Source organism: Pigmentiphaga sp. GD03639, from assembly GCF_029845405.1.
GTDB classification, from domain to species: domain Bacteria; phylum Pseudomonadota; class Gammaproteobacteria; order Burkholderiales; family Burkholderiaceae_B; genus Pigmentiphaga; species Pigmentiphaga daeguensis.
Map to the genome: position 1 here is coordinate 29,208 of NZ_JAOCLR010000015.1, position 22,056 is coordinate 51,263.

19 protein-coding genes are annotated in these 22,056 nt (G+C 69.5%); 12 read left to right on the forward strand and 7 right to left on the reverse strand.

Translation table 11 applies throughout. The features are described from left to right. Positions 1 to 66 precede the first annotated feature (66 nt). Together N5K27_RS16575 and N5K27_RS16580 are read right to left on the reverse strand one after the other, a co-directional pair. The gene (locus N5K27_RS16575) at positions 67 to 2,487 is read right to left on the reverse strand and encodes a heavy metal translocating P-type ATPase (protein WP_279817596.1); all 2,421 of its coding nucleotides are present in this window, start codon (positions 2,485 to 2,487) and stop codon (positions 67 to 69) included. 95 nt (positions 2,488 to 2,582) lie between these two features. Beyond that, a complete protein-coding gene (locus N5K27_RS16580; RefSeq protein WP_279817597.1) occupies positions 2,583 to 4,856 on the reverse strand; it encodes a DUF6351 family protein in 2,274 nt (757 codons plus the stop codon). Positions 4,857 to 4,963: 107 nt separating this feature from the next. On the opposite strand from N5K27_RS16580, the gene N5K27_RS16585 reads away from it, so the two are divergent. The 4 genes from N5K27_RS16585 (at position 4,964) to N5K27_RS16600 (ending at position 8,744) form a co-directional block, all read left to right on the forward strand. After that, complete coding sequence (locus N5K27_RS16585) at positions 4,964 to 5,920, forward strand: LysR family transcriptional regulator (RefSeq protein ID WP_279817598.1); 957 nt, start codon at positions 4,964 to 4,966, stop codon at positions 5,918 to 5,920. A gap of 123 nt (positions 5,921 to 6,043) precedes the next feature. Then, the gene (locus N5K27_RS16590) at positions 6,044 to 7,429 is read left to right on the forward strand and encodes an acyclic terpene utilization AtuA family protein (RefSeq protein ID WP_087839502.1); all 1,386 of its coding nucleotides are present in this window, start codon (positions 6,044 to 6,046) and stop codon (positions 7,427 to 7,429) included. A gap of 8 nt (positions 7,430 to 7,437) precedes the next feature. Then, positions 7,438 to 7,779: a hypothetical protein gene (locus tag N5K27_RS16595; RefSeq protein WP_087839501.1), complete on the forward strand. Its 342-nt coding sequence runs from the start codon at positions 7,438 to 7,440 to the stop codon at positions 7,777 to 7,779. After that, positions 7,776 to 8,744, forward strand: a complete 969-nt coding sequence (locus N5K27_RS16600) for a tripartite tricarboxylate transporter substrate binding protein (protein WP_279817599.1) — start codon at positions 7,776 to 7,778, stop codon at positions 8,742 to 8,744. The genes N5K27_RS16595 and N5K27_RS16600 overlap by 4 nt, the downstream gene beginning before the upstream one ends. A gap of 30 nt (positions 8,745 to 8,774) precedes the next feature. Here N5K27_RS16600 and ftsH read toward each other — a convergent pair whose 3' ends face one another. Both ftsH and N5K27_RS16610 read right to left on the reverse strand, forming a co-directional pair. Next, positions 8,775 to 10,811, reverse strand: a complete 2,037-nt coding sequence (gene ftsH / locus N5K27_RS16605) for an ATP-dependent zinc metalloprotease FtsH (protein WP_243724568.1) — start codon at positions 10,809 to 10,811, stop codon at positions 8,775 to 8,777. Continuing rightward, the gene (locus N5K27_RS16610) at positions 10,808 to 11,764 is read right to left on the reverse strand and encodes a LysR family transcriptional regulator (RefSeq protein WP_087839498.1); all 957 of its coding nucleotides are present in this window, start codon (positions 11,762 to 11,764) and stop codon (positions 10,808 to 10,810) included. Before N5K27_RS16610 ends, ftsH begins: the two co-directional genes overlap by 4 nt. Before the next feature lie 115 nt (positions 11,765 to 11,879). On the opposite strand from N5K27_RS16610, the gene N5K27_RS16615 reads away from it, so the two are divergent. From N5K27_RS16615 to N5K27_RS16630, 4 genes are read left to right on the forward strand one after another with little or no spacing between them, the layout of a single operon-like run. Next, a complete protein-coding gene (locus N5K27_RS16615) occupies positions 11,880 to 12,857 on the forward strand; it encodes a tripartite tricarboxylate transporter substrate binding protein (protein WP_087839497.1) in 978 nt (325 codons plus the stop codon). Positions 12,858 to 12,894: 37 nt separating this feature from the next. Continuing rightward, positions 12,895 to 13,887: a tripartite tricarboxylate transporter substrate binding protein gene (locus tag N5K27_RS16620; RefSeq protein WP_087839496.1), complete on the forward strand. Its 993-nt coding sequence runs from the start codon at positions 12,895 to 12,897 to the stop codon at positions 13,885 to 13,887. A 38-nt stretch (positions 13,888 to 13,925) separates the two neighbouring features. Then, the gene (locus tag N5K27_RS16625) at positions 13,926 to 14,987 is read left to right on the forward strand and encodes an isocitrate/isopropylmalate family dehydrogenase (RefSeq protein ID WP_279817603.1); all 1,062 of its coding nucleotides are present in this window, start codon (positions 13,926 to 13,928) and stop codon (positions 14,985 to 14,987) included. Positions 14,988 to 14,989: 2 nt separating this feature from the next. Further along, positions 14,990 to 15,847 carry an amidohydrolase family protein gene (locus tag N5K27_RS16630; RefSeq protein ID WP_279817605.1) on the forward strand — a complete coding sequence of 286 codons (858 nt, stop codon included), beginning with the start codon at positions 14,990 to 14,992 and terminating at the stop codon, positions 15,845 to 15,847. 1,071 nt (positions 15,848 to 16,918) lie between these two features. Here N5K27_RS16630 and N5K27_RS16635 read toward each other — a convergent pair. The 3 genes from N5K27_RS16635 to N5K27_RS16645 form a co-directional block, all read right to left on the reverse strand. Beyond that, positions 16,919 to 17,413: a DUF6306 domain-containing protein gene (locus N5K27_RS16635; protein WP_087839494.1), complete on the reverse strand. Its 495-nt coding sequence runs from the start codon at positions 17,411 to 17,413 to the stop codon at positions 16,919 to 16,921. Between the two features lie 21 nt (positions 17,414 to 17,434). After that, positions 17,435 to 17,788 carry a cupin gene (locus N5K27_RS16640; RefSeq protein ID WP_087839493.1) on the reverse strand — a complete coding sequence of 118 codons (354 nt, stop codon included), beginning with the start codon at positions 17,786 to 17,788 and terminating at the stop codon, positions 17,435 to 17,437. Between the two features lie 130 nt (positions 17,789 to 17,918). Beyond that, a complete protein-coding gene (locus tag N5K27_RS16645; RefSeq protein ID WP_279817606.1) occupies positions 17,919 to 18,071 on the reverse strand; it encodes a hypothetical protein in 153 nt (50 codons plus the stop codon). A 127-nt stretch (positions 18,072 to 18,198) separates the two neighbouring features. Here N5K27_RS16645 and N5K27_RS16650 point away from each other — a divergent pair, with 127 nt between their 5' ends. The 4 genes from N5K27_RS16650 (at position 18,199) to xth (ending at position 22,056) form a co-directional block, all read left to right on the forward strand. Continuing rightward, the gene (locus N5K27_RS16650; protein WP_279817607.1) at positions 18,199 to 19,395 is read left to right on the forward strand and encodes an NnrS family protein; all 1,197 of its coding nucleotides are present in this window, start codon (positions 18,199 to 18,201) and stop codon (positions 19,393 to 19,395) included. A gap of 11 nt (positions 19,396 to 19,406) precedes the next feature. Then, entirely contained in the window at positions 19,407 to 19,862 is a 456-nt protein-coding gene (gene azu / locus N5K27_RS16655; RefSeq protein WP_279817609.1) for an azurin, read from the forward strand. A 195-nt stretch (positions 19,863 to 20,057) separates the two neighbouring features. After that, on the forward strand, positions 20,058 to 21,044 hold the full coding sequence (locus N5K27_RS16660; RefSeq protein ID WP_132980037.1) for a tripartite tricarboxylate transporter substrate binding protein: 987 nt from the start codon (positions 20,058 to 20,060) through the stop codon (positions 21,042 to 21,044). Between the two features lie 232 nt (positions 21,045 to 21,276). After that, positions 21,277 to 22,056 (forward strand): exodeoxyribonuclease III, encoded by a 780-nt coding sequence (xth, locus tag N5K27_RS16665; protein ID WP_087839487.1) that lies wholly within the window; start codon positions 21,277 to 21,279, stop codon positions 22,054 to 22,056.

Here is a 22,056-nt window from a genome sequence, read left to right on the forward strand (position 1 = left end):
CTAGCCAGCGGCCCCCCACCCCAGCCTGACCCGAAGATTACGTTTGTGTAATGTTGGGCCGCGCCTTCAGGCGCGGCCCTTCCAGCGCCGCAGCAGCAAGGCGTTGGAGACCACGCTGACACTGCTCAGCGCCATCGCCGCCCCGGCCAGGACCGGGCTGAGCAGGCCCAGGGCCGCCAGCGGCACGCCGACCACGTTGTAGATGAAGGCCCAGAACAGGTTCTGGCGGATCTTGGCGTAGGTGCGCCGGGAAATGTCGATCGCGTCGCCGACCAGCGCGGGATCGCCGCGCATCAGCGTGACGCCCGCGGCATGCATGGCCACGTCCGTGCCGGTCGACATGGCGATCCCCACGTCGGCGGCGGCCAGCGCCGGCGCATCGTTGATGCCGTCGCCCACCATCGCCACCACGTGGCCGTCGGCCCGCAGGGCGGCAATGGCTTCGGCCTTGTGCTCGGGCAGCACTTCCGCCCGCACGTCGTCCACGCCCAGCGCCTGGCCGATGGCGCGCGCCGCGCCGGCGTTGTCGCCGGTCAGCAGCACGCTGCGTATGCCTTGTTCGCGCAGCGACCGCAGCGCCGCATCCGAGGTCGGCTTGAGCGTGTCGCCGAAGGCCAGGAGACCCAGCAGCACCGGTTGGCCGCTCACGCTCGCCACCCAGGACACGGTGCGGCCTTCGGCCTGAAGCGCCGCCGCCCGCTGCGCCAGCGGCGCGATCTCGACGCCCAGTTCCTGCATGTAGCGGCCGCTGCCCAGCCGCAGCTCGCGGCCCTCCACCGACGCCGCCATGCCGCGCCCCGCCACCGCCCGCGCCTGGGCGGCGGCCGGCACCGCGATACCCTCGCGCCGCGCCTCGGCCAGGACGGCGCGCGCCAGCGGATGCTCGCTGCCCGCCTGCAACGCGGCGCTGGCGGCCAGCAGGTCGCGGCGTTCACCCTGCGCCGGTTCGGCGGCGACCAGTTCGGGCTTGCCTTCGGTCAGCGTGCCGGTCTTGTCGAACGCGACGACCTTGACGTTGTGCGCCACCTCCAGCGCCTCCGCGTCCTTGATCAGGATGCCATGGCGCGCCGCCACGCCGGTCCCGGCCATGATGGCCGTGGGCGTGGCCAGTCCCAGCGCGCACGGGCAGGCGATGACCAGGACCGCCACCGCGTTGAGGATGGCCTGTTCCCAGTCGCCGCCCGCCACGCCCCAGGCCAGCAGGGTCACCATGGCGATGACGACGATCACCGGCACGAACACCTCGCTCACCCGGTCCACCAGACGCTGGATGGGCGCCTTCTTGGCCTGCGCCGACTCGACCAGCCGCACGATGCGGGCCAGCATGGACTCCGCGCCAACGGCGGTGGTGCGGACCACCAGCAGGCCTTCGGCGTTGACCGAGCCGCCGGTGACGCGGTCGCCATGCTGCTTGTCCACCGGCAGGCTTTCGCCGGTGATCAGCGATTCGTCGACCTGGCTGGCGCCCTCGACCACTTCGCCGTCCACCGGCACGCGCTCGCCCGGACGCACCACGACGAGGTCGCCCGGGTACACGGAGGCGACCGGCACCTCGACCTCGGCGCCTTCGCGCCGCACGCGCGCCACCTCGGGCCGCAGGGCGTTCAGGGCGCGGATCGCCTCGGTGGTCTGCCGCTTGGCGCGGGTCTCCAGCCACTTGCCCAGCAGAACCAGCGTGATCACCACCGCCGACGCCTCGAAATATAGATGCGTGGCCCCGTGGGTACCGTGGCGCAGCAGTTGATAGACGCTCAGGCCATAGGCGGCGCTGGTACCCAGCGCCACCAGCAGGTCCATGTTGCCGGCACGCGCCTTCAAGGCCTTCCAGGCACCGCGATAGAAACGCGCGCCCAGCCAGAACTGCACCGGCGTCGCCAGCGCCCATTGCACCCAGCCATTGGGCATCCAATGGATGCCGAAGGGCATCAACAGCATGGGCACGACCAGCGGCAGGGAAAGCGCCCCGGCCAGGGCGATCGGCCACCACGTCGGCAGGCCCGCGGCGCTTGCCTCGGCAGCGGGCGCGGACTGCGCGGCAAGGCGCGCCTCGTACCCGGCCTTCTCCACCGCGGCGATCAGCACCGCCGGATCGACCTTGGAGACGAGCGAGACCCGGGCGGTCTCGGTGGCCAGATTGACCTCGGCACCGGCCACGCCCGGCACCCGGGCCAGGGCCTTCTCCACCCGCGCCACGCACGAGGCGCAGGTCATGCCGTCTATGCTCAGGTCCACCGATCCGGCGGGGATCTCATAGCCGGCCTTCTCGACCGCCGCGCGCAGCGTGGCGGCCTGCACCGGAGCATCGGCCTCGACCTCGGCCGTCTCGGTGGCCAGGTTGACGCTGGCGCGCCGCACGCCGGGCACCTGCGACAAGGCGCGCTCGACCCGGCCGACGCACGAGGCGCAGGTCATGCCCTCGATGGGCAGGGTCCAGCTCACAGGGGCGTCGCCCGGGCCGGCCACTGCCGGCGTTGACTGTCCACTCATGGTTTCCTCGCGATACTGGGGTGATGCTTCGCAGTATCAAGCTTCCCATGATGGCAAAGTCAAGCGCCGGATCCGGGGCAGGCAACCCGTGCGGTTCAGGCCCCCTCGCCCGGCGCCGACGACGGTGCCTGCCCCAGGGGCTTGCCCCCAGGCCCGTCCATGAAGCTCTGCCAGGGCTCGGGCGCGCCCTGGCCGACGCCGGGCTTGCCGTAGTCGCACACGCCCAGCGGGAACACCGCCTGCAGGCGCGTCCACTGGTCGCCGCTGAAAGCCACGGCGAAATCGGCCCGCGCCAGCGGCTTCAGGGTGCACTTCATGATGTCGCTGGCCAGGCCTTCGCCCGCCGCGACGCGGGTGTCCCGGAAAACGGGCCACTCATCCGCGCCCGGGCTGTAGACCGCCGTCGCCCCGGAGCCGCTCACGCTCGATGCCGACGTCGGATCGGCGCCGGTGTTGCAGTAGTCGGGATCGGTGCTCCAGGTGGCGGCGTCGGCGCGCCAGCAGGCGTCCACCGCGATGGCCGGCTTGTTGGCGATGATCTTTTCCCGCAGCGTCTTGCCGGAAGTATCGGCCTCGACCTTGCCCAGCCATTCGTTCATCGCGTCGAAACGGCGCGCGTTGTAGTCGGGCGGCGTGGACTTGTAGCGCCAGATGACGTGATTCGCGTAGTCGCCGTGCTCGCGCAGGATGCGGTTGCGGATCACGTAGCCGCGGAAATCGTAGTGCTCCTCCCGCACGTTGAAACTGATGGACTGGATGATGGCCACGTCGCCCAGGCGCCGGCCGTGCGCCACCCGGCCCGACCGGTGCGCGGTTTCGGCCGCGCCGGGATCGGCCGCCATCCGCGCGGACTGCCATTGGCCGTTGATGTCGTAACCGCCCACTTGTTCGTTCAGCATCACGAACTGCTCGGGCGAGATCCTGCCGCTGTTGACCGCCCGCAAGCCGTACAGGATGCCGACATTGTCGATCGGGGTCTTGGCGTAGCCGGTCGCGTCACGCGGTCCGAACACCGCGATGTTGAAATCCTGCAGCGTGCAGCGGATGCCCGTGGTATTGCCGGGCGACCAGACGTTCCAGTGTGTTCCGCAACCCGCGCCGCCCACGGTGGGATCGAGATAGAACGGCGTGCGCGAGGCCATGTTGGTGTTGGCCGGCCCTTCGCACACCTGATCGTAGACGTGGCCGTTGACGTGGGCCTTTTCCATGATGGTGAACGGGAGCCCGGCGGTCTTGCGCACGTCGTAGAAGCGCTTGAGCAACCCGCAGTCGGCGAACTCCCGGCCGGTGGTCCAGGTGTCCTGCCACCCGTCCGCGGGCAGCAGTCCTTGCAGCAGGCCGGGATAGTTCGAGGCATGCAGGTGCTGCTGGTGCGCGCCGCCCGAGCTGCCGTCGGCCATGGTGTAGCGGATCTCGCCGTAGTTCTCGGTGATGTATTCCTTGAGCATCATCACAGTCTCGGCCGACGTGACGTCGTTGCAATGCGTGCCGTACTGGGTCATCTCGGACGATGCGACCATGAACCCCCGGCTCAGGGCCACGTCGTCCAGCACGCTGCCCGGATTGCCCTGGGTGCGGCTGTATTCGCAGCCCGACCCGAACTTCCAGTGCAGCTTGCCGTTCCACGAATCCGGGCGGGCATACGGTGTCCAGCCCTTGACCGGATCGGCCGGGTTGGCCAGGTAGGCGATGTCGTACTTGCCGCGATTGATCACGCCGCGCTCGATGCGGACGATGTAGGGCACGGTCTTGCCCTCGTCCGTGGTCGCGCTGGCGATCTCCGACGAGGCCGGCGGATTGGCGGGGTCGTAGACGGCGAAGCGCCCGGCCGTGGTCCGGTACTGATAGCGGAACACCGGCGCGGCGATATTGCACTGCTCGTCGAGCGGGTCGCCCAGATCGGGGTTGGTCGGCGTCGGCGCCGCGACCTTGGTGGCGCATTCCCAATAGCCGACCTGGGCGCCGGAGATGACCGGCCCGCCATTCGGATGGTTGTTGATCGCCAGGTACGCGGTGGCGCCGTCGTCCGTCCGCGCCACCAGCCTGTTGTCGCCATCGGCCAGTCCCTCCACCCGCCCCATGTAGCGGCCATTCCCGCGCACGGCGAAGGCGCCGGTCACATCCTTGCCATTGAGCAGCATGCGGATCTGTTCGAAGCGCGTGGCGGAACCCTCGGGAACCTTGACTTCGACCAGCGCCTGCCCGCCGGATACGAGATCGGCGCGATTCCCCAGCACCGAAATCCGCAAGCTCGGCGCCCCTGCCCCGGGGGGGCCGCCGTCGCCCGGCGTTCCCCCGTCTCCTCCGCCGCAACCCGCCAGCACCACCGCCAGCGATATGCCGGTCAGCGCGAATGATGCCCTTTTCATTGAAGTCTCCTCATCACCGTTAGCGTTGTCGTGTCACCCACAGCGACCGGATAGTAAGATTTGACAATCATCGAGGGCATCGCTTTTTTTTGATGGAGTGATCGAATATGCAGATAACCGATCTGAATCTCTCCACGCGCCAGGTCCGCGCATTCACGGCTCTGGCCGAGCACAGGAACTTCACGCGCGCCGCCGAACAATGCCATTTGTCCCAGTCGGCGTTCAGCAGCCTGATCCGCACGCTGGAGGATTCGTTGGGCGTACGCCTGTTCGATCGCGACACGCGCCGCGTCGAGCTGACGCCCGAGGGCCGGCTGTTCCTGGGCGGCGCCACGCGCGTGCTGGCCAGCCTGCGCGACGCGCTCGAGGACCTGGGCGAACACTCGGCCGGGCGGCGCGGCCGCGCCGGCGTCGCCGCGCTGCCTTCGCTGGCGGCCGGCTGGATGCCCGGGGTGCTGGCGGCGTTCCACCAGGAATATCCGGGCATCCAGGTGGACGTCGCCGACGTCCTGTCCGAAAGCTGCATAGAATTCGTGCGCAGCGGCCGCGCCGACTTCGCGCTGGCCTCGATGCGTTCGGTCGGACCGGACCTGCAGGCGGAACCGTTCTGCCGCGACGGCTTCTACCTCGTCTGCCGCAAGGACCATCCCCTGTCGCGCCGGCGGCGGCTCACGCTGCCGGCGCTGAGCGGCGAGCCCTTCATCCACCTCGCCCAGGACAGCAGCGTGCGCCAGCATATCGAGGCGGCCATCCATCCGGCCAAGATGAACGGCATGATGGAACTGGACCAGTTGAGCACCGTAGCCGGCATGGTGCGGGCCGGCCTGGGAATCACCGTCGTGCCGGCGTTGACGCTGTTCCACTTCGACAGCGACGACCTGACCGCGCTGCCGGTCGAGACGCCGGGACTGACGCGGGAGGTCTTCGTCATCCGGCGCCGCGACCGCAGCCTGTCCATAGGCGCGCAGGCGCTGCTCGCCTTCATGATGCAGCGCCGGCCGCAGCCGGGGGAACGGCGCGCGAGCCGGCGCGGAACCGCTCTTGCGCGGACCCGGGGCCGGTAATCGGTTTCTTCAATCAGTCATCCCAAATAATCCATTTCCCGGAATATTGCACGCGCCTTTATCGTCTCGCTCATCCGCGGGTCCCGGATCCGGATCCGCTTCCACCACCATGACCGGGTGTGCATGCATTCATCTTCTACGTCCGCTGCGTCCAGCCTGCACATCGGCGCCGGCGCGGGCTTTTCCGGAGACCGCTGGGATGCCGCCGTCCCCGTGGTACGTACCCTGCTGGCGCACGACGGCCCTCGCGCCCTGATCTTCGAAACCCTGGCCGAACGCACCCTGGCGCTGGCGCAATTGCAGCGCAGGCAGAACCCCGACTCGGGCTGGGAACCGTCCCTGGAGCACTTCGTCGCCCCCGTCCTGGCCGATTGCGTGCATGGCGCCATCCCCATCATCGGCAACTTCGGCGCGGCCAACCCCCGCGGCGCGGCGCGGCAACTGCAACGGCTGGCCGCTTCCCTCGGACTGCCGGCGCTGCGCGTGGCCATCGTCAACGGCGACGACCTGCTGACCGCGCTTACCCCCGACCAGATGCGCGCACTGCTCGACCAATCGTCGATCGAGCGTCCCCTGGTCAGCGCGAACGCCTACCTGGGCGCCCGTGAAATCGCCGCGGCGCTGCGGGCCGGCGCCCAGGTGGTGGTCACCGGCCGGGTCGCGGATCCCGCCCTGGCGCTCGGCCCCATGCTCGCCCATTTCGGCTGGCCCGAGGACGACTGGGATCGCCTGGCCGCGGGGACCATGGCCGGACACATCCTTGAATGCGGCGGCCAGGTATGCGGCGGCTATTTCGCCGATCCCGGCTTCAAGGACGTGCCCGACCTGGCCGGACTCGGCTTTCCCATCATCGAGATGCACGAGGACGGGCGCTTCGTCGTCACGAAGGCCGCGAACACCGGCGGCTGCGTGGATCGCCGGACCGTCGTCGAGCAATTGCTGTACGAGATCCACGACCCCGGCGCCTACCTGACGCCCGACGTGGTGGCCGACATCACCGAGGCCGAAGTGCGCGAGGTCGGCATCGACCGGGTGGAGATCACCGGCGTGCGGGGCCACCCCCGGCCCGCCACCCTCAAGGCCACGCTTTGCCACGAGGGTCCGTGGCTGGCGGAAGGGGAAATCTCGTATGCCGGCCCCAATGCGGCCGCGCGCGCGGCGCTGGCGGCCGACGTCGTGCGCAAGCGCCTGCATGCGCTCGGCCTGGGCGGCCTGAGGGTCCGTGCCGACTTCATCGGCGTCGCCAGCGTGTTCGGCGACGACGAGGGCCGCTGGACGGCCGCGGCGGGCGTCCCGGCCTCGCCGGTGGAGGACCTGCGGCTGCGCATCGCGGCGGCGGCCGCCACCCGCCAGGACGCCGAACGGGTCGCGCGCGAGGTGCTGGCCCTGTATACCTGCGGGCCGGCCGGCGGCGGCGGCGTGCGCACGACCGTCACGCCCCGGCTGGGCAGCGGCTCGTGCCTGGTGCCGCGCGAATGGCTGGCGCCGACCTGGGAGTTCGCCGCATGAAAGACGCCATGAACTCCCGCACCGTGCTCCTGCACAGACTGGCCCACGCCCGCACCGGCGACAAAGGCAATCGCGCCTCCATCAGCGTCATCGCCTACGACCCCGCCGACTGGCCGCTGCTGGTCGAGCAGGTCACCGAGGCCCGCGTGGCCGGCCTCTTTGCTTCGCGCGCGCCGACCCGGGTCAGGCGCTACCTGCTGCCGCGCCTGGCGGCGATGAACTTCGTGCTGGACGACGTGCTGGACGGCGGCGTCAACGACTCGCTGAACCTCGACACGCACGGGAAGACGCTTTCCAGCCTGCTACTGACGCTTCCCATTTCCATCAACAACAAGGAGGAGACATCATGAACACCCATCGTCGCCGGCAGCTTGCCGTGCTCGGCCTGGCCTTGCTTGGCGCATCCGCCGCCAGCGCCCAGAGCTTTCCCGACAGGCCCATCACCTTCGTCGTGCCCTTCGCCGCCGCCAGCGCCACCGACCAGATCGCGCGGGCGCTGGGCCAGGCCGTCTCCGAGGCGACCGGGCAGCCGGTGGTGATCGAGAACAAACCGGGCGCCAACTCCTTCATCGGCGCCCAGGCCGTGGCCCGCGCCAAGAACGACGGCTACACGGTGCTGATCACGACCAATACCACCCATGCGGCCAACGAGCATCTGTTCAAGAAACTGCCCTACGACCCCGTCAAGGACTTCGAACCGGTGACGCTGCTCGGCAAGGGCGGACAGATAATGGTCGTGCCGCCCAGCCTGCCGGTCAAGGACGTCAAGGAGTTCATCGCGCTGGCCAAGGCCCAGGCCGGCAAGCTGTCGTTCGGATACGGAAGCTCGTCCAGCCGGGTCGCCGGGGAACTCTTCAAGCAATCGACGGGGACGGAAATCGTATCGGTGCCCTACCGCAGCAATCCCATGGGCGTCACCGACCTGCTCGGCGGCCAGATCCAGGTCATGTGGACCGACATGACGACCGGACTGCCCCAGGCCAAGAGCGGCAACCTGAAGGCGCTGGGCGTCACCACCTCCACGCGCAGCCCGCTCGCGCCCGACGTGCCGACCATCGCGGAATCGGGCGTGCCCGGGTATGAATCGACCTACTGGTTCGCGGCCTACGTGCCGGCCGGCACCTCCGACGCGATCGTGAACCGCCTGAACCAGTTGCTGGTGACCGCGGCCAGGACGCCGACAGCGGCGAAGTTCTACGGACCGACCGGCACCGAACTGGTGACCAGCACGCCCGACGAGCTGCGCCGCTTCCAGGCAGCCGAATCGCAGAAATGGGCGCAGATCATCGCCAAGGCGGGCATCCAGAAAGAGTGATGCACGCGCGCCTCGGACCAGGCTGCCGCCTTACAGCAGCGGCAGCTTGTCCTCGTCGTCCCGCGGCCGGATCCCTTCGGGCAGTTCGTTGAGCCGCGGCGCGGGCGGCAGGCCCGTCACTTCCAGGATCTCCTTTTCGTCCAGCGTTTCCCGCTCCAGCAGCGCCCGCACCAGCGCATCCAGCTGGCCGCGATGCTCGCGCAGGAGGCCCAGGGCGCGGTCGTGGCAGCCGTGGATGATCTTCTGGACCTCGTCGTCCACGGTCCGGGCCGTTTCCTCGCTGTACGGCAGGCTGCCGCCCGCGGCGCCCAGGTAGGGATTCTGGCGCGGCGCCAGTTGCACCATGCCGAGCCGGTCGCTCATGCCCCAGCGCATGACCATGTTGCGCGCCAGGTTCGACGCCTGCTCGATGTCGCTTTCGGCGCCGGTGGTGCGGGTGCCGTAGACGACCTCCTCGGCCGCCCGGCCGCCCAGCATGCCCACGATGCGAGCCAGCAGATAGGCTTCGGGATAGTTGTAGCGGTCGGTCTGCGGGCGCTGGTAGGTCACGCCCAGGGCCTGGCCGCGCGGCACGATGGTGACCCGGTGCACCGGATCGGCGCCCGGCACCAGCAGCCCCAGGATGGCGTGGCCGCCCTCGTGGTAGGCGATCCGCTCGCGGTCGGCATGGCTCAGGATCAGCGGCCGCTCGGGGCCCAGCACGATCTTCTCGAGCGCGTCGTTGAAGTCCTTCTGGTGCACCTGCTCCTGGTCGCGGCGGGCCGCCAGCAGGGCCGCCTCGTTCACCAGGTTCTTCAGGTCGGCGCCCGACAGGCCGGGCGTGGTCGAAGCCAGTTCCGGCAGATCCACGTCGGCCGCCAGCGGCGTCTTGCGCGTATGGACCTTCAGGATGGCCTCGCGGCCGTTCTTGTCCGGCAGGTTGACCACCACGCGCCGGTCGAAGCGGCCCGGCCGCAGCAAGGCCTTGTCCAGCACGTCGGGCTGGTTGGTGGCTGCCAGCACGATGACGCCCTCGCGTCCCGAAAACCCGTCCATCTCGGTCAGGATCTGGTTCAGGGTCTGTTCCTGCTCGCTGGACCCGCCTATCGCGACCTGGCCGCGCGCGCGGCCGATGGAGTCTATCTCGTCGATGAAGATGATGGATGGCGCCTGCTCGCGGGCCTGCTTGAACAGGTCGCGCACCCGGGCGGCGCCCACGCCCACGATCATCTCGACGAACTCGGCCGCGCTCATGGAGAAGAACGGCACGCCGGCCTCGCCCGCCACGGCCTTGGCCAGCAGGGTCTTGCCGGTGCCCGGCGCGCCCACCAGCAGCACGCCCTTGGGGGCGGAACCGCCCAGGCGCGTGTACTTGGCGGGGTTCTTCAGGAAATCGACCACCTCGACCAGTTCGTTCTCGGCTTCGTCGATGCCGGCCACGTCCTCGAAGGTGACCTTCTCGCCGCCCTCCAGGTCGTAGCGGCGCGCCTTGCTCTTGCCCAGACCGAACATGCTGCCGCCCATGCCGCCCTGCCGCGCGGCGCGGCGGTACAGCCAGACGTAGAACGCGATGATGAAGATGGCCGGCCCGAAGCCGAAGATCAGCGTCGTCAGCCAGTTGCCGCTCTGGATGGGCTCGGCGCTGATCTCGACCTTGTGGTCGATCAGGAACTGCTCGAAGCCCGGCCCCACGAACACGGGCAGCGTGCTTTCGAAGGTGGTGGACGTGCGTGGCTGCTGGGCCCGCGCGCCGGCCTTGGCGGGGGCCTCGGTGGCGGCGGTCGGCCAGGTGACGGCCTTGACGAAGCGGCCCTCGATGCGCTCGCCCTGGCTGTAGATGGCGGTGACGTTGCCCTTGGCGACCTCTTCCTTGAAGACCGTGTAGGGCACGGTGATGGGCGCGTCGGCGCCGCCGCCCGACAGGTAGCGCGCCAGGAAGTAGTTGACCAGCAGCACGGCCAGGAAGATCAGCCACATCCGGCGCGGCGGCATGGACATCTGATTGCCCGCGTTGCGGCCATCGGGCAGTCCGCCCCTGGCCGGGGTGTTCGCGGATTTCTTCGGCTCCTGCTGGCTCGGCCACTTCATGGCGTCCCCTCCCTGTGTCGATCGGCTGCCGCCAAGCATACTCCTCCGGTACGATCTTCCTTGCGTACCCGCGCCTCGGCGACGATCACGTCGCGAAAGGCCTGCACCGCCGGCGCGGCCGGCTGCCCGCGGCGCCAGATGAGGCCGACCTGCCGCCCCAGCACGGGCTCGACCAGGTCCACGCTGGCCAGGCCCCGGCCCGCCGACCCGGACAGCGCGTGCTTGGGGACCGCGCCCACGCCCACCCCGGCCTGGATCAGGCTCAGCAGCGCCGGCACGTGCAGCACCTCGCCTATCCATTTGGGACGCGTGGCCAGATGGGCCAGCCCCTGGTCGATCAACAGGCGGTTGCCGCCGCCGGCGGCCAGGCCGATGCACTCGACGTCGGCCAGTTCTTCCCAGCGCATGCGCCGGCGCCGGGCCAGCGGATGATCCGGCCGGCAGGCCAGCACGAAAGGCTCGCTCGCCAGTTCCTCGAACTCCAGGTCGGGTTCGCGCGTACCGAGGTAGCTGATGCCGAAATCGGCGTCCGAACGCGAGACCGACAGCAGGACGTCGGGTGCCGGCTGGTCCAGTACCCGCAGCCGGATGCGCGGGAAACGGGCGTGGAAAATGCTGGCGGCCCGGGCGACGAAGTTGTCCACGGCCGACGGGATGCAGGCCACGGTGACCAGCCCGCGGATGCGTTCGGACAGCTCGGTCATGCCCAGCAGCGCGCCCTCGAGTTCGGACAGCACGTGCTGGGCGCGCGGCAGGAACGACCGCCCCATGGCGTTGAGCTCGACCTTGCGGGTGCTGCGCTCGAACAGCCGCATGCCCAGCGCTTGCTCCAGCTTGTCGACCCGCCGCGACAGCGCCGGCTGGGACACGTGCAGGGCCTGCGCCGCGGCGCGGAAGCTGGCCAGTTGCGCCACCGTCACGAAGGCCCGCAGGTCCGACAGATCGAAATTCATACGATTACCGTATCAATTGAAAGGATTTTTGCAATTTACAGCAAGAGCGGGATGGATGAGGATGCCGGCAAGGCACCGATGAGTGCCTTGCAGAACATTTCCGGAGGCATTACCCATGAAGCGACGCTTCATACTCCTGGCCGGCGCAGCCGCGACGGCCGGCGCGCTGGCATCCACCTCGGCCCGGGCCGACGATGCCTGGCCCCAGCGCCCGATCACGCTCGTGGTCCCCTTCGCAGCCGGCGGCGGCACCGACAGCATCGCCCGCGACATCGCCAGGCAGATGAGCGATCAGTTGCGCCAGCCCGTGGTCGTGGAAAACCGTGGTGGCGGCGGCGGCTCCATGGGCGCCAACGCGGTCGCCAAGGCGCGGCCCGACGGCTATACCGTGCTGTTCGCGACCTCGACCTTCGCCACCAACGCGGCCTTCGAGCCCAGGCTGCCGTACGATCCGGAGCGCGACTTCGCCCCGGTCGCCATGATCGGCCGCGGCCCGCTGCTGCTGGTGACCAGCAAGCAGCTCGGCGCCGCCACCGTGCCGCAACTGCTGGCCGCCGCGCGTGGCCGCGCCGAAGGCCTGAACTTCTGCTCGGCCGGTCCCGGCAGCATCAACCACCTGGCCGGCGAACTGTTCCGCCAGCAGACCGGAGCGGCCATGACCCACGTGCCGTTCAAGGGCAGCGCCCCCGCCAGCATGGAACTGCTGGCCGGACGCGTGGACGTGTTCTTCGCGACGGTGCCGACCATCCTGCCCCACGTCAAGGAAAACAAACTGAACCTGCTGGCCGTGACCAGCGACAAGCGCTCGGCCCTGTTTCCCGAGGTTCCCACCCTGGCCGAGGCGGGGGTAAAAGGCTATGACGTGACCACCTGGTGGGGCGTCCTGGCCCCGGCCGGAACAAAGCCCGCCGTGGTGCGGGCGCTGAACAAGGCGGTGATCGCCGCGGCCGCGGCCGCGCCCGTGCAGGAGCGGCTGCGCCACGAAGGCGCGACGCCGCTGGCGCTCAGCCCCGCGGCCTTCGGCGAGGAACTGCGCAAGGAACTGGCACTGTGGCGCGGCGTCGTCGCCAAGCCCGGCATGCAGTTGCAATGACCGGACCGGCCAACACAATCATCACGAGACATCATCCATGACCGCTTTCTCCTCCCTGTCCCGCCGCGAATTCGTGCGGCTCGGCGCGGCCGGCGCCATGCTGGCGGCCAGCGGCGCCGGCCGCGCCGCCGGAACCTATCCGACCAAGCCCGTCACGGTCATCGTCCCCTACGCCCCGGGCGGCCAGGGCGACGTGTTCGCGCGGCTGTTGTCCCAGGACCTCGGGCAAGCCCTGGGCCAATCGGTCATCGTCGAGAACCGGCCCGGCGCGAGCGGCGCGCTGGGCACCCGGCAGGTCGTGCGCGCCGAGCCCGACGGCCATACGCTGCTGCTGGGCCAGACCGGCGAAATCGCCATCAACGGCTTCGCCATGAAGAACCCGGGCTACGACGCGCTCAAGGACTTGCGCGCGATCGCCCTGGTCGGCAACGCCCCGCTGGTGCTCGCTGTTCCGCAGAATTCGCCCTACGGCAGCGTCGAGGCGCTGCTGCAGGCCGCGCGCGAGAAGCCCGGCAGCGTCGCCTATGCGTCCTCGGGCACCGCCACGCCGGGCCACCTGGCGGCAGCCGCGATGGCCGCCCGCTCGAAGGTCGACATGACCCATATTCCATACAAGGGCGCGGGCCAGGCGATCTCGGACCTCATCGGCGGACAGGTGCAGTGCTTCTTCGCCAGCGCCTCGTCGATCATGCCGCACATCAAGGGCGGACGCGTGCGCGCGCTGGCCGTCTCGTCGCTGGAACCGGTCGCGGCGCTGGCGGGCGTGCCGACCGTCGCGCAGACCCTGCCCGGCTTCGAATTCAGCCTGTGGGGCGGCTATTTCGCGCCGGCCGCAACAAAGCCCGCGATCATCGAGCTGCTGGCCGGGCACATCAACCGCATCGCCCAGAAACCCGAACTGCGCGGCCGCTTCGAAGCGGAAGGCAGCGCCGTCGATCCCATGACACCCGAGCGCTTCGGCAAGTTCGTGCGCGCGGAAATGGACAAGTACGCGGCCCTGGTCAAGAGTACCCGGGCACGCATCGACTGACCCACGCACCCCACCCTTTCCTTCCCGGCTGGATCATCATGAAAATCATCGTACTTCCCGGCGACGGCATCGGCCCCGAGACCATGGCCGCTACCGTCGAGGTGCTGCGCGCAGCGTCGCAGCGCTTCGGTTTCGAGCTTTCCCTGGAACACGACGTCGCGGGCCACGACAGCCTGCGGCGCCATGGCGCCACGGTCACCCCGGCGCTGCTGGACAAGGTCCGCGCCGCCGACGGCCTGATGCTGGGCCCGATGGCGACCTTCGACTTCAAGGACGAAAGCAAGGGCGAGATCAACCCGTCGATGTTCTTCCGCAAGGAACTCGACCTGTATGCCAACATCCGGCCCTCGCGCACCTGGCAAGGCGTGCCGCACAAGGTCGACGCCTTCGACCTCGTGGTCGTGCGCGAGAACACCGAGGGCTTCTACGCCGACCGCAACATCGCTTCGGGCGGCAGCGAGATGCTGATCACCGAGGACGTGGTCGTGTCCCTGCGCCGCATCACGCGCCCGTGCTGCGCCCGCATCGCCCGCGCCGCCTTCGAGCTGGCGCGCGCGCGGCGCAAGCACGTCAGCATCGTCCACAAGGCCAACGTGCTCAAGATCGGCGATGGCATGTTCATCGACGAATGCCACAAGGTCGCCCGGAACTTCCCCGACGTGACCGTGGACGACTTCATCGTCGATGCGATGATGGCGCACGTGGTCCGCGCCCCGCAGCGCTTCGACGTGATCGTCACCACCAACATGTTCGGCGACATCCTGTCGGACCTGACCGCCGAACTGTCCGGCAGCCTGGGGCTGGGCGGCTCGCTCAACATGGGTGCGCGCTACGCGATGGGCCAGGCGGCCCATGGTTCGGCGCCCGACATCGCGGGCCAGGACATCGCCAATCCGTTCTCGCTGATCCTGTCGGCCGGCCAGTTGCTGGACTGGCATGGCCGCCGCACCGGCCAGCCCGCCTACGTGGCCGCTGCCGACGCCATCGCGCGCACCGCCGCCACCGTCGTCGAGGCCGGCGAATCCACGCGCGACGTGGGCGGCAACCTCGGCACCGCCGCGACCGGCCGCGCTTTCGCCAAGCGGCTGCTGGAGGCCTAGGCATGGCCGCCACCGCAGCCGATATCCGGGCCGCCCTGCCGGCCCTGGCGTGCGATTGCCATACGCACGTGATCGGCGCCGCCGCGTCCTATCCCATGGCCGCCGACCGCCACTACACGCCGGGCCCGGCCCCGACCGCCCGATTGCGCCACCACCTGAAACAGACCGGGATGGCGCGCGTGGTCATCGTGCAGCCCAGCGTCTACGGCACCGACAACCGCTGCCTGCTCGACGCGCTGGCGGACATGGACGGACGGGCGCGCGGCATCGCGGTGATCGATGCCGGATCCACGCCCGGACAGTTGCGTTCGCTGCACGACGGCGGCGTGCGGGGCGTGCGCGTCAACCTGGAAAGCGCCGGCCTGCACGACATCGGCGCGGCGGAACGGGCGCTTGCCGGCGTCGCCGCGCAGGTGGCCGGCCTGGGCTGGCATGTGCAGCTGTATGCCGCCCATGGCGTGATCGCGGCGCTGGCATCCCGGCTGGCCGCGCTGCCCTGCCCCGTGGTCCTGGACCACTTCGCCATGGCGCCCTGGTCTCCCGAGGCCGCCGCGCCCCTGGTCGACCTGCTGCGCTCGGGACGCGTGCACCTGAAGCTGTCGGCGCCCTATCGGCTGGCGGACCCCGACGATGCCGCCCGCTGGGCCCAAGCGCTGTGCCGGGAGGTCCCATCGGCCCTGCTATGGGGCAGCGACTGGCCGCATACCGCCCGCGCGCCCGGCAAGGCGGCGCACGAGGTCAGCCCCTACCGCCCGATCGGTCCCGACCGCTTGCTGGATGATCTGGCGCGGTGGCTGCCGAGCCCCGAATTGCGGCAGGCGGTCCTGGCGGACAATCCCGACCGCCTGTATTGGCGCTGACGCCGCCATCCCGCATGGCCTGGCGGATCAGCGCCGCGTTCATGCGCAGCCGCTCGTCGCCCGGCGCCATCCGCGCGGCCTCCTCGGCGTGGGCCAACGCCTCGCTGCCGCGCCCCAACCGCCAACAGGCGATGGCCGCGAGATCGTGCGGCAGCGCGCCATGGCATATCGGATCGCTCATGTAGCCGTCGGGCTCGCCGGACAGCGACAGCGCCCGGATCGCCGCCGCGCGGCACTCGGCCCATTCGCCGCGCCGGTAGCGGATGTCGGCCAGCGTGACCCACGGTTCGCGGCGCTCCGGGCACTCGGCCGCCGCACGCAAGGCCCAGGCCAGGCCGTCGCGTCCCTGCAGCATGTCGCACTTGGCCAGGTACAACATGCCGGCCGACCGCTCCGGCCGGAAAGGATTGCCCGGCAGGGCAAGGTAGCGCTCGAACTCGCGCGCGGCCTCCTCGCAGCGTCCGGCGTGGAACAGCTCGCGCGCATGATAGTGCGCCATGCGCGGATCGTGGGGCTCCTCGGCCGCCGCCGCGGCCAGCAGCGGCAGATAGGAGGCGCGCGGCTTGGCCCGGCCGGGATGGTGCTCCACGCGCACGCCGGGCGCCAGCACGCCCCGTTCGACGATGCGGTCCGGATAGATACCTTCGTGGCAGGCGTGGCGCCACCGGTAGCCGTGGCGGGCATGGATGCGGTTGTTCAGGAAGCGTATCGCCGGGCTGCCGTCCGCATGGAAGGCGGCCACGAATTCGTAGTGCGCGCGCGTGGTGCCCGGCGCCCAGGCGGCCTCCAGGGCCCGTCGCCAGCCCGGGCACAGGATCTCGTCCAGGTCCAGCGACACGCACACGTCCACATCCCCTGGCACCAGCGCCAGCGCGGCGTTGCGGGCATCGTCGAAGCGCCAGGGCTCGATGGACAAGCGATGCACGCATGCGCCCAGGGCTTCCAGGCGCTCGATGCCGCCATCGGCCGACCCCGTGTCCGCGACCACCACCGCGTCGGCCTGCGCGCAGGACGCCATGAAGCGTTCGGCATGGGCCGCCTCGTCGCGGCAGATGGCGTAGACGGCGATCTTCAGGACTTGCCCGCCGCGGCCAGCTGGACCTCGACACGATCGATGTTCTCGCGATGCGCGGCCAGCATCGCCAGCAGATCGTCCTGGATGCCGGCCTCCTTGACCTTGGGCACCAGGGCCTCCAGCTTCCTGACCACCCAGGCCTGCCCGCGATTCAGGAACGCCATCCGCGCGGGCAGGTCGGCGATGGCCATGGCCTTGCCATGGAAGGCCCCCGTGCGCGAGCCGGGCTTGGCGTCCAGCGACTTGATGGCGGCGATCAGCATGCCGCACCACTTCACTTCGTCCTGCCGGATGGTTTCCATCAGCGCGCGCTCGGCCGGATCGCGCAATTGCGCCACGGTTTCCTCGGCCACGCGGGCCCCGGCCCGCTCGGCCTCCAGCAATTCGTCCAGCGCCGCCAGCAATTCCTCGCGCGAGAGCTGGCCCATGTACGCGGCGTCGGCCTGCTCGGCATAGCACACCGGCGATGCGCGGTCGGATTCGGGCTGCATTGATTTCTCCAGGATGGTCGGTCAGGCGGCGCCGGGGCCCGCGTCGCCGGGCTTGCGGACCAGCGTGACCAGCAGCGTGGTGTCTGCCAGCGCCCGCACCGCGTGCGGCTCCTGGCCGAGCAGCGCGACCAGCTGGCCGGGGCGCAGCCCACAGCTGCCGTGCGGCGTGGTGACGAGGGCTTCGCCGGCCAGGCATTGGATGGTCAGTTCGCCGGGCACGTGATGCTCCGGCAATTCGTGCCCCGCGGGAAGCACCAGCTGCATGAGCTGCAGACCGTCCGTGCGGAGCAGGCTGCTGCTTGCATGCGTGCCGCGCTGTTCGTCGCTGGCATGCAGGTCGATCGCTTCGAGCGGACTTGCGTGTCTGAGGGCCATGATCGCACCGACTGAACCGATGGGCGCTCCAGTCTCCAGGCCGAGCGCGTTGCCTTGTCGTACCTGTCTTTATACGCCAGTCCGGCGGCGGCCGCATGGTGCGGCGCCGCCGGCCGGTTCCACGCCCGGGCTACTTGTAGGCGTCGACCACCGCGTCGTACAGATTGGTCTTGACCAGTTGGTCGATGGTCAGCACGCCGTAGTTGGTCTTGGCGTCGTTATCGTAGAAATCATAATCGGCCTGCACGGTCTGGATCTGCTTGACGATGCCCCCCGGTCCCACGGCCCGCCCGCGCTCGCTGGATTCCCGCTGGAAAATCCCCGCTGTCGTCAGCGGTATTGGGATTACCCTCCATAAGATTCATTTAGCATACATCTTCAAACCGGACGCCCACCTACGGAGCCGGCCCATGGCCATCCTGCTGGAAGTCGAAGAACCCGTCCCCTCCCCTCCACCGCCCCCGCAGTGGCTGGCTTTCCTGGAACTCGGTTTCCGGCCCCTGTACCTGGCGGGTTGCCTGTGGGCGGCCATTTCCATCCTGCTCTGGGTATTTGCGCCGCGGACGCTGGCCGGACCGCTCGGTGGCGTGGCCTGGCATGCCCATGAGATGCTCTGGGGCTTCATCGCCACCATCGCCGTCGGCTTTCTGTTCACCGCCGGCGCCAACTGGACCGGCATCAATCCGCTGCGCGGCAAGGCCCTGGGCGGACTGACGACCCTGTGGCTGCTGGCGCGGGCCGGCTATCTGGTGCCCGGCAGCGCGGGATTCTGGGTTGCCGCGTGCAGCGAGACCGCGTTCTTCGCCATCGCCGCCGTGGCCCTGGGCCGCTCCATCTATCCGGCACACAGCCGGCGCAACTACGGCATACCGGTGCTCGTCCTTGCTCTGGGCGCGGCGAACGTCCTCTACCTCCATACGGTCCTGCGGGGCGACTACGCCCTGCTGCTGGCACGCTTCAACCTCGGGTTGCTGTGCATGGCGGTGATCGCGCTGCTGGTGGCGCGGCGCGTGATTCCCTTCTTCGCGATGCGTGCCGTGGCCGGCCTGGACATTCCCATGCATACCCGCAGCGGCCAGTGGCAGCTCGGCGCCGGCCTGCTGGCGATCACGCTCCTGCTGGCGGGCTGGATGCCGGGGGCGGGCCTGGCTCTTGCTGCCACTGGCATGCTGACCTGCTGGCAACTGCTGGCGTGGCGGCCCTGGGCGGTGCGGCGCGTGCCGCTGCTGTGGATCCTGTACGCGGGCTACGCCGCGCTGGGCACCGGCCTGCTGGTGGCCGCGGCGCACGCGGCGGGCTGGGTCCCGCGCCTGGCCTGGCCGGCGCACGTCATCGGCGCGGCGGGCTTTGCCGTGCTGATCATCGGCATGGTCACCCGCACGGCGCTGGGCCACCTCGGCCGGCCCTTGCGCACCGACCGCAGCATGGTGGCTGCCTACGTGCTGGTGATCGCGGCGGCGGCGCTGCGCCTGGCCGCCCTGCTGCCCACGGTCTGGACGACGGGCATCCTGCACGCATCGGCGGTGGCCTGGATCCTGGGGTTCGCGCTGTATGTGTGGCGCTTCTTCCCGCTGCTGATCCGTCCGCGTTTCGATCCACATTCCTGAAGGAGAACCTGATGAAGATCCTGCACACCGCCCCGGCGCTGCTGCTGGCCGCCACGCTGGCCAGCCCCGCCTTCGCCGCCACCTGCAACGTGGACATCGCGGGCAACGACGCCATGAAGTTCGACAAGACCAGCATGGACGTGCCGCAGAGCTGCAAGCAGTTCACGGTCAAGCTCACGCATACCGGCAAGCTGCCCCGGAACTCCATGGGCCACAACTGGGTGCTGAGCAAGGCCGCGGACGTGCAGGGCATCGCGGCCGACGGCATTCCCGCGGGGCTGGACAAGAACTACCTCAAGCCGGGCGATCCGCGCGTGATCGCGCATACGAAGGTGGTGGGCGGCGGCGAATCCGACTCCGTCACCTTCGATACGAGCAAGCTCAAGGCGGGGGAAAACTACGCGTTCTTCTGCTCGTTCCCGGGGCATGCGGCGCTGATGAAGGGCACGGTGGCGGTGACGAAATAGGCGCCGGGGGTTCATGCGGGCCTCCCCCTGCAAATTCAGGCATATCAGCTTTGACGCGAGCGCGGATAGCCCGCGCGCATCGCATTGCCTACAGTGCGCGTACACGGTGCCCGCGCCACGCGCGGGCACCAGATCAACGATAACCGGCCACCGGGCGCTTCCGAAGCCCGCCGGACACGAGACAAGGAACCCCACGTGATCGATCAACGACGACGCGTCCTCACGCTTGGCGCCATGGCGCTCCCCCTGGCCACGGCCATGTTTCCGGTGCGCGCGGCCGACAAGTTCCCCTCGCGCCCCATCCGCATCATCGTGCCGTTGGCGCCGGGCGGCTCCGCGGACACGGTATGCCGCCTGCTTGGGAACGGCCTGACCAAGATCCTGGGCCAGCCGGTGATCGTCGAGAATCGCCCGGGCGCGGGCGGCCTGACCGGGCTGTCCGAAGTCGCCCGGTCGGCGCCCGACGGCTACACCCTGGGCTATTCGCTGGCCGGCGCGCTGACCGTGGCGCCGCATATCGCGCGCAAGATGCCCTACGATCCGTTCAAGGACCTGGTCCCGGTGTCGCAGGTCATCGGCGTACCCGAGATCATCGTCGTCAACCCCCGAACCGGCATCAAGACCCTGGGCGAACTGGTGTCCTACGCCAAGGCCAATCCTGGCAAGCTCAACTTCGGGTCTGCCGGCAACGCCACCATTCCCCACCTGGCCGGCGAACTGTTCAAGCGCGTGGCCGGGGTCGAGATGGTGCACGTGCCCTACCGCGGCTCGGGTCCGGCGCTCAACGATCTGTTGGCCGGCCAGGTCCAGGTCATGGTGTCGGACATCACGCTGGTACGCTCGCACATCGAAGCCGGCCGCCTTACCGGCCTGGCCGTGGCGGGTCCGCGCCGTGTCGACCAGCTACCCAATTTGCCGACTACCGCCGAGGCTGGCGTGCCGGCCATGCAGGTTTCCAACTGGCACGGCCTGGTGGCGCCGGCTGGCCTGCCCCCGGCCCTGCTGGACGGGTTGCACCACGGCATCGCGAAGGCCATGGCCCTGCCCGAAGTCAAGGATCGCATCGATTCGGAAGGCGCGGAAATCGTGGCCAGCAGCTCCGCCGAATTCGGGGCCTTCCTGAAGAAGGAAAGCGACAAATGGGGCGGCCTGGTGAAGGAGCTGGGCATACAGTGGGACTGAACGTTCCCGGCCATGGGTCCGCCGGCTGCCGGGTCGAGGCCGGGCGCATCCGGGGTCGAGGCCGGGCGGGGTAGACGAGCGATTCGGTCCGCACGAATCGAGGCTGCTATCATGCGCAAGGCGGCGGACATCCATCCGGCCGCCAAGCGCGCCTCGGCTTTGCAGCCAGCCCAGCGGATGGGGCGATGAATCCCCCGTTAGCCCGCATCCATACTAGAAATCGCCTCGCCCGATGAAGCTCGCCACCTGGAACATCAACTCCCTCAACGTGCGCCTGCCGCAGGTCATCGCCTATCTGCAGGCCAATCCGGTCGATGCCCTGTGCCTGCAGGAGCTCAAGCTTCCCGACGACAAGTTCCCCGTCGCGGCCCTGGAGGAAATCGGCTATCACGCCGTCTTCACCGGCCAGAAGACCTACAACGGGGTTGCCATCCTGACCCGCCAGCCGGTCAAGGACGTGGCCAAGAACATCGACGGGTTCGAGGACACCCAGCAGCGCGTCATCGCCGCCACGCTGGATACCCCGGCCGGCGAACTGCGCGTCGTCAGCGCCTATTGCCCCAACGGCCAGTCGGTGGGAAGCGACAAATACGAATACAAGCTGAAATGGTTCGCCGCCTTCCGCGAAGGACTGCAGAAGGAACTGGCCCGCTACCCGCGCCTGGCGGTGCTGGGCGACTACAACGTCGCGCCGGATGATCGCGACGTGCATGATCCGGTCAAGTGGGAAGGCAGCGTGCTGGTGTCCGAACCCGAGCGCGCCGCGTTCCGCTCGCTGCTGGACGTGGGCCTGCACGATGCCTTCCGGCTGTTCGAGCAGCCGCCCAAGTCCTTCAGCTGGTGGGACTACCGGCAACTCGGCTTCCGCCGCAATGCCGGCCTGCGCATCGACCACATCCTGCTGTCCGACACCCTGAAGGCCGTGTGCAGCGAGTGCGTGATCGAGCGCGAGATCCGCAAGAACGAACAGCCGTCGGACCACGCGCCGGTGGTGGCGACGCTGGAAATCTAG

What these genes read in the sequence shown, in the direction of transcription:
- N5K27_RS16575 (WP_279817596.1), bottom strand. Translation starts at nt 2,487, where the DNA reads ATGAGTGGACAGTCAACGCCGGCAGTGGCCGGCCCGGGCGACGCCCCT.
- N5K27_RS16580 (WP_279817597.1), bottom strand. Translation starts at nt 4,856, where the DNA reads ATGAAAAGGGCATCATTCGCGCTGACCGGCATATCGCTGGCGGTGGTG.
- N5K27_RS16585 (WP_279817598.1), top strand. Translation starts at nt 4,964, where the DNA reads ATGCAGATAACCGATCTGAATCTCTCCACGCGCCAGGTCCGCGCATTC.
- N5K27_RS16590 (WP_087839502.1), top strand. Translation starts at nt 6,044, where the DNA reads ATGCATTCATCTTCTACGTCCGCTGCGTCCAGCCTGCACATCGGCGCC.
- N5K27_RS16595 (WP_087839501.1), top strand. Translation starts at nt 7,438, where the DNA reads ATGAACTCCCGCACCGTGCTCCTGCACAGACTGGCCCACGCCCGCACC.
- N5K27_RS16600 (WP_279817599.1), top strand. Translation starts at nt 7,776, where the DNA reads ATGAACACCCATCGTCGCCGGCAGCTTGCCGTGCTCGGCCTGGCCTTG.
- ftsH (WP_243724568.1), bottom strand. Translation starts at nt 10,811, where the DNA reads ATGAAGTGGCCGAGCCAGCAGGAGCCGAAGAAATCCGCGAACACCCCG.
- N5K27_RS16610 (WP_087839498.1), bottom strand. Translation starts at nt 11,764, where the DNA reads ATGAATTTCGATCTGTCGGACCTGCGGGCCTTCGTGACGGTGGCGCAA.
- N5K27_RS16615 (WP_087839497.1), top strand. Translation starts at nt 11,880, where the DNA reads ATGAAGCGACGCTTCATACTCCTGGCCGGCGCAGCCGCGACGGCCGGC.
- N5K27_RS16620 (WP_087839496.1), top strand. Translation starts at nt 12,895, where the DNA reads ATGACCGCTTTCTCCTCCCTGTCCCGCCGCGAATTCGTGCGGCTCGGC.
- N5K27_RS16625 (WP_279817603.1), top strand. Translation starts at nt 13,926, where the DNA reads ATGAAAATCATCGTACTTCCCGGCGACGGCATCGGCCCCGAGACCATG.
- N5K27_RS16630 (WP_279817605.1), top strand. Translation starts at nt 14,990, where the DNA reads ATGGCCGCCACCGCAGCCGATATCCGGGCCGCCCTGCCGGCCCTGGCG.
- N5K27_RS16635 (WP_087839494.1), bottom strand. Translation starts at nt 17,413, where the DNA reads ATGCAGCCCGAATCCGACCGCGCATCGCCGGTGTGCTATGCCGAGCAG.
- N5K27_RS16640 (WP_087839493.1), bottom strand. Translation starts at nt 17,788, where the DNA reads ATGGCCCTCAGACACGCAAGTCCGCTCGAAGCGATCGACCTGCATGCC.
- N5K27_RS16650 (WP_279817607.1), top strand. Translation starts at nt 18,199, where the DNA reads ATGGCCATCCTGCTGGAAGTCGAAGAACCCGTCCCCTCCCCTCCACCG.
- azu (WP_279817609.1), top strand. Translation starts at nt 19,407, where the DNA reads ATGAAGATCCTGCACACCGCCCCGGCGCTGCTGCTGGCCGCCACGCTG.
- xth (WP_087839487.1), top strand. Translation starts at nt 21,277, where the DNA reads ATGAAGCTCGCCACCTGGAACATCAACTCCCTCAACGTGCGCCTGCCG.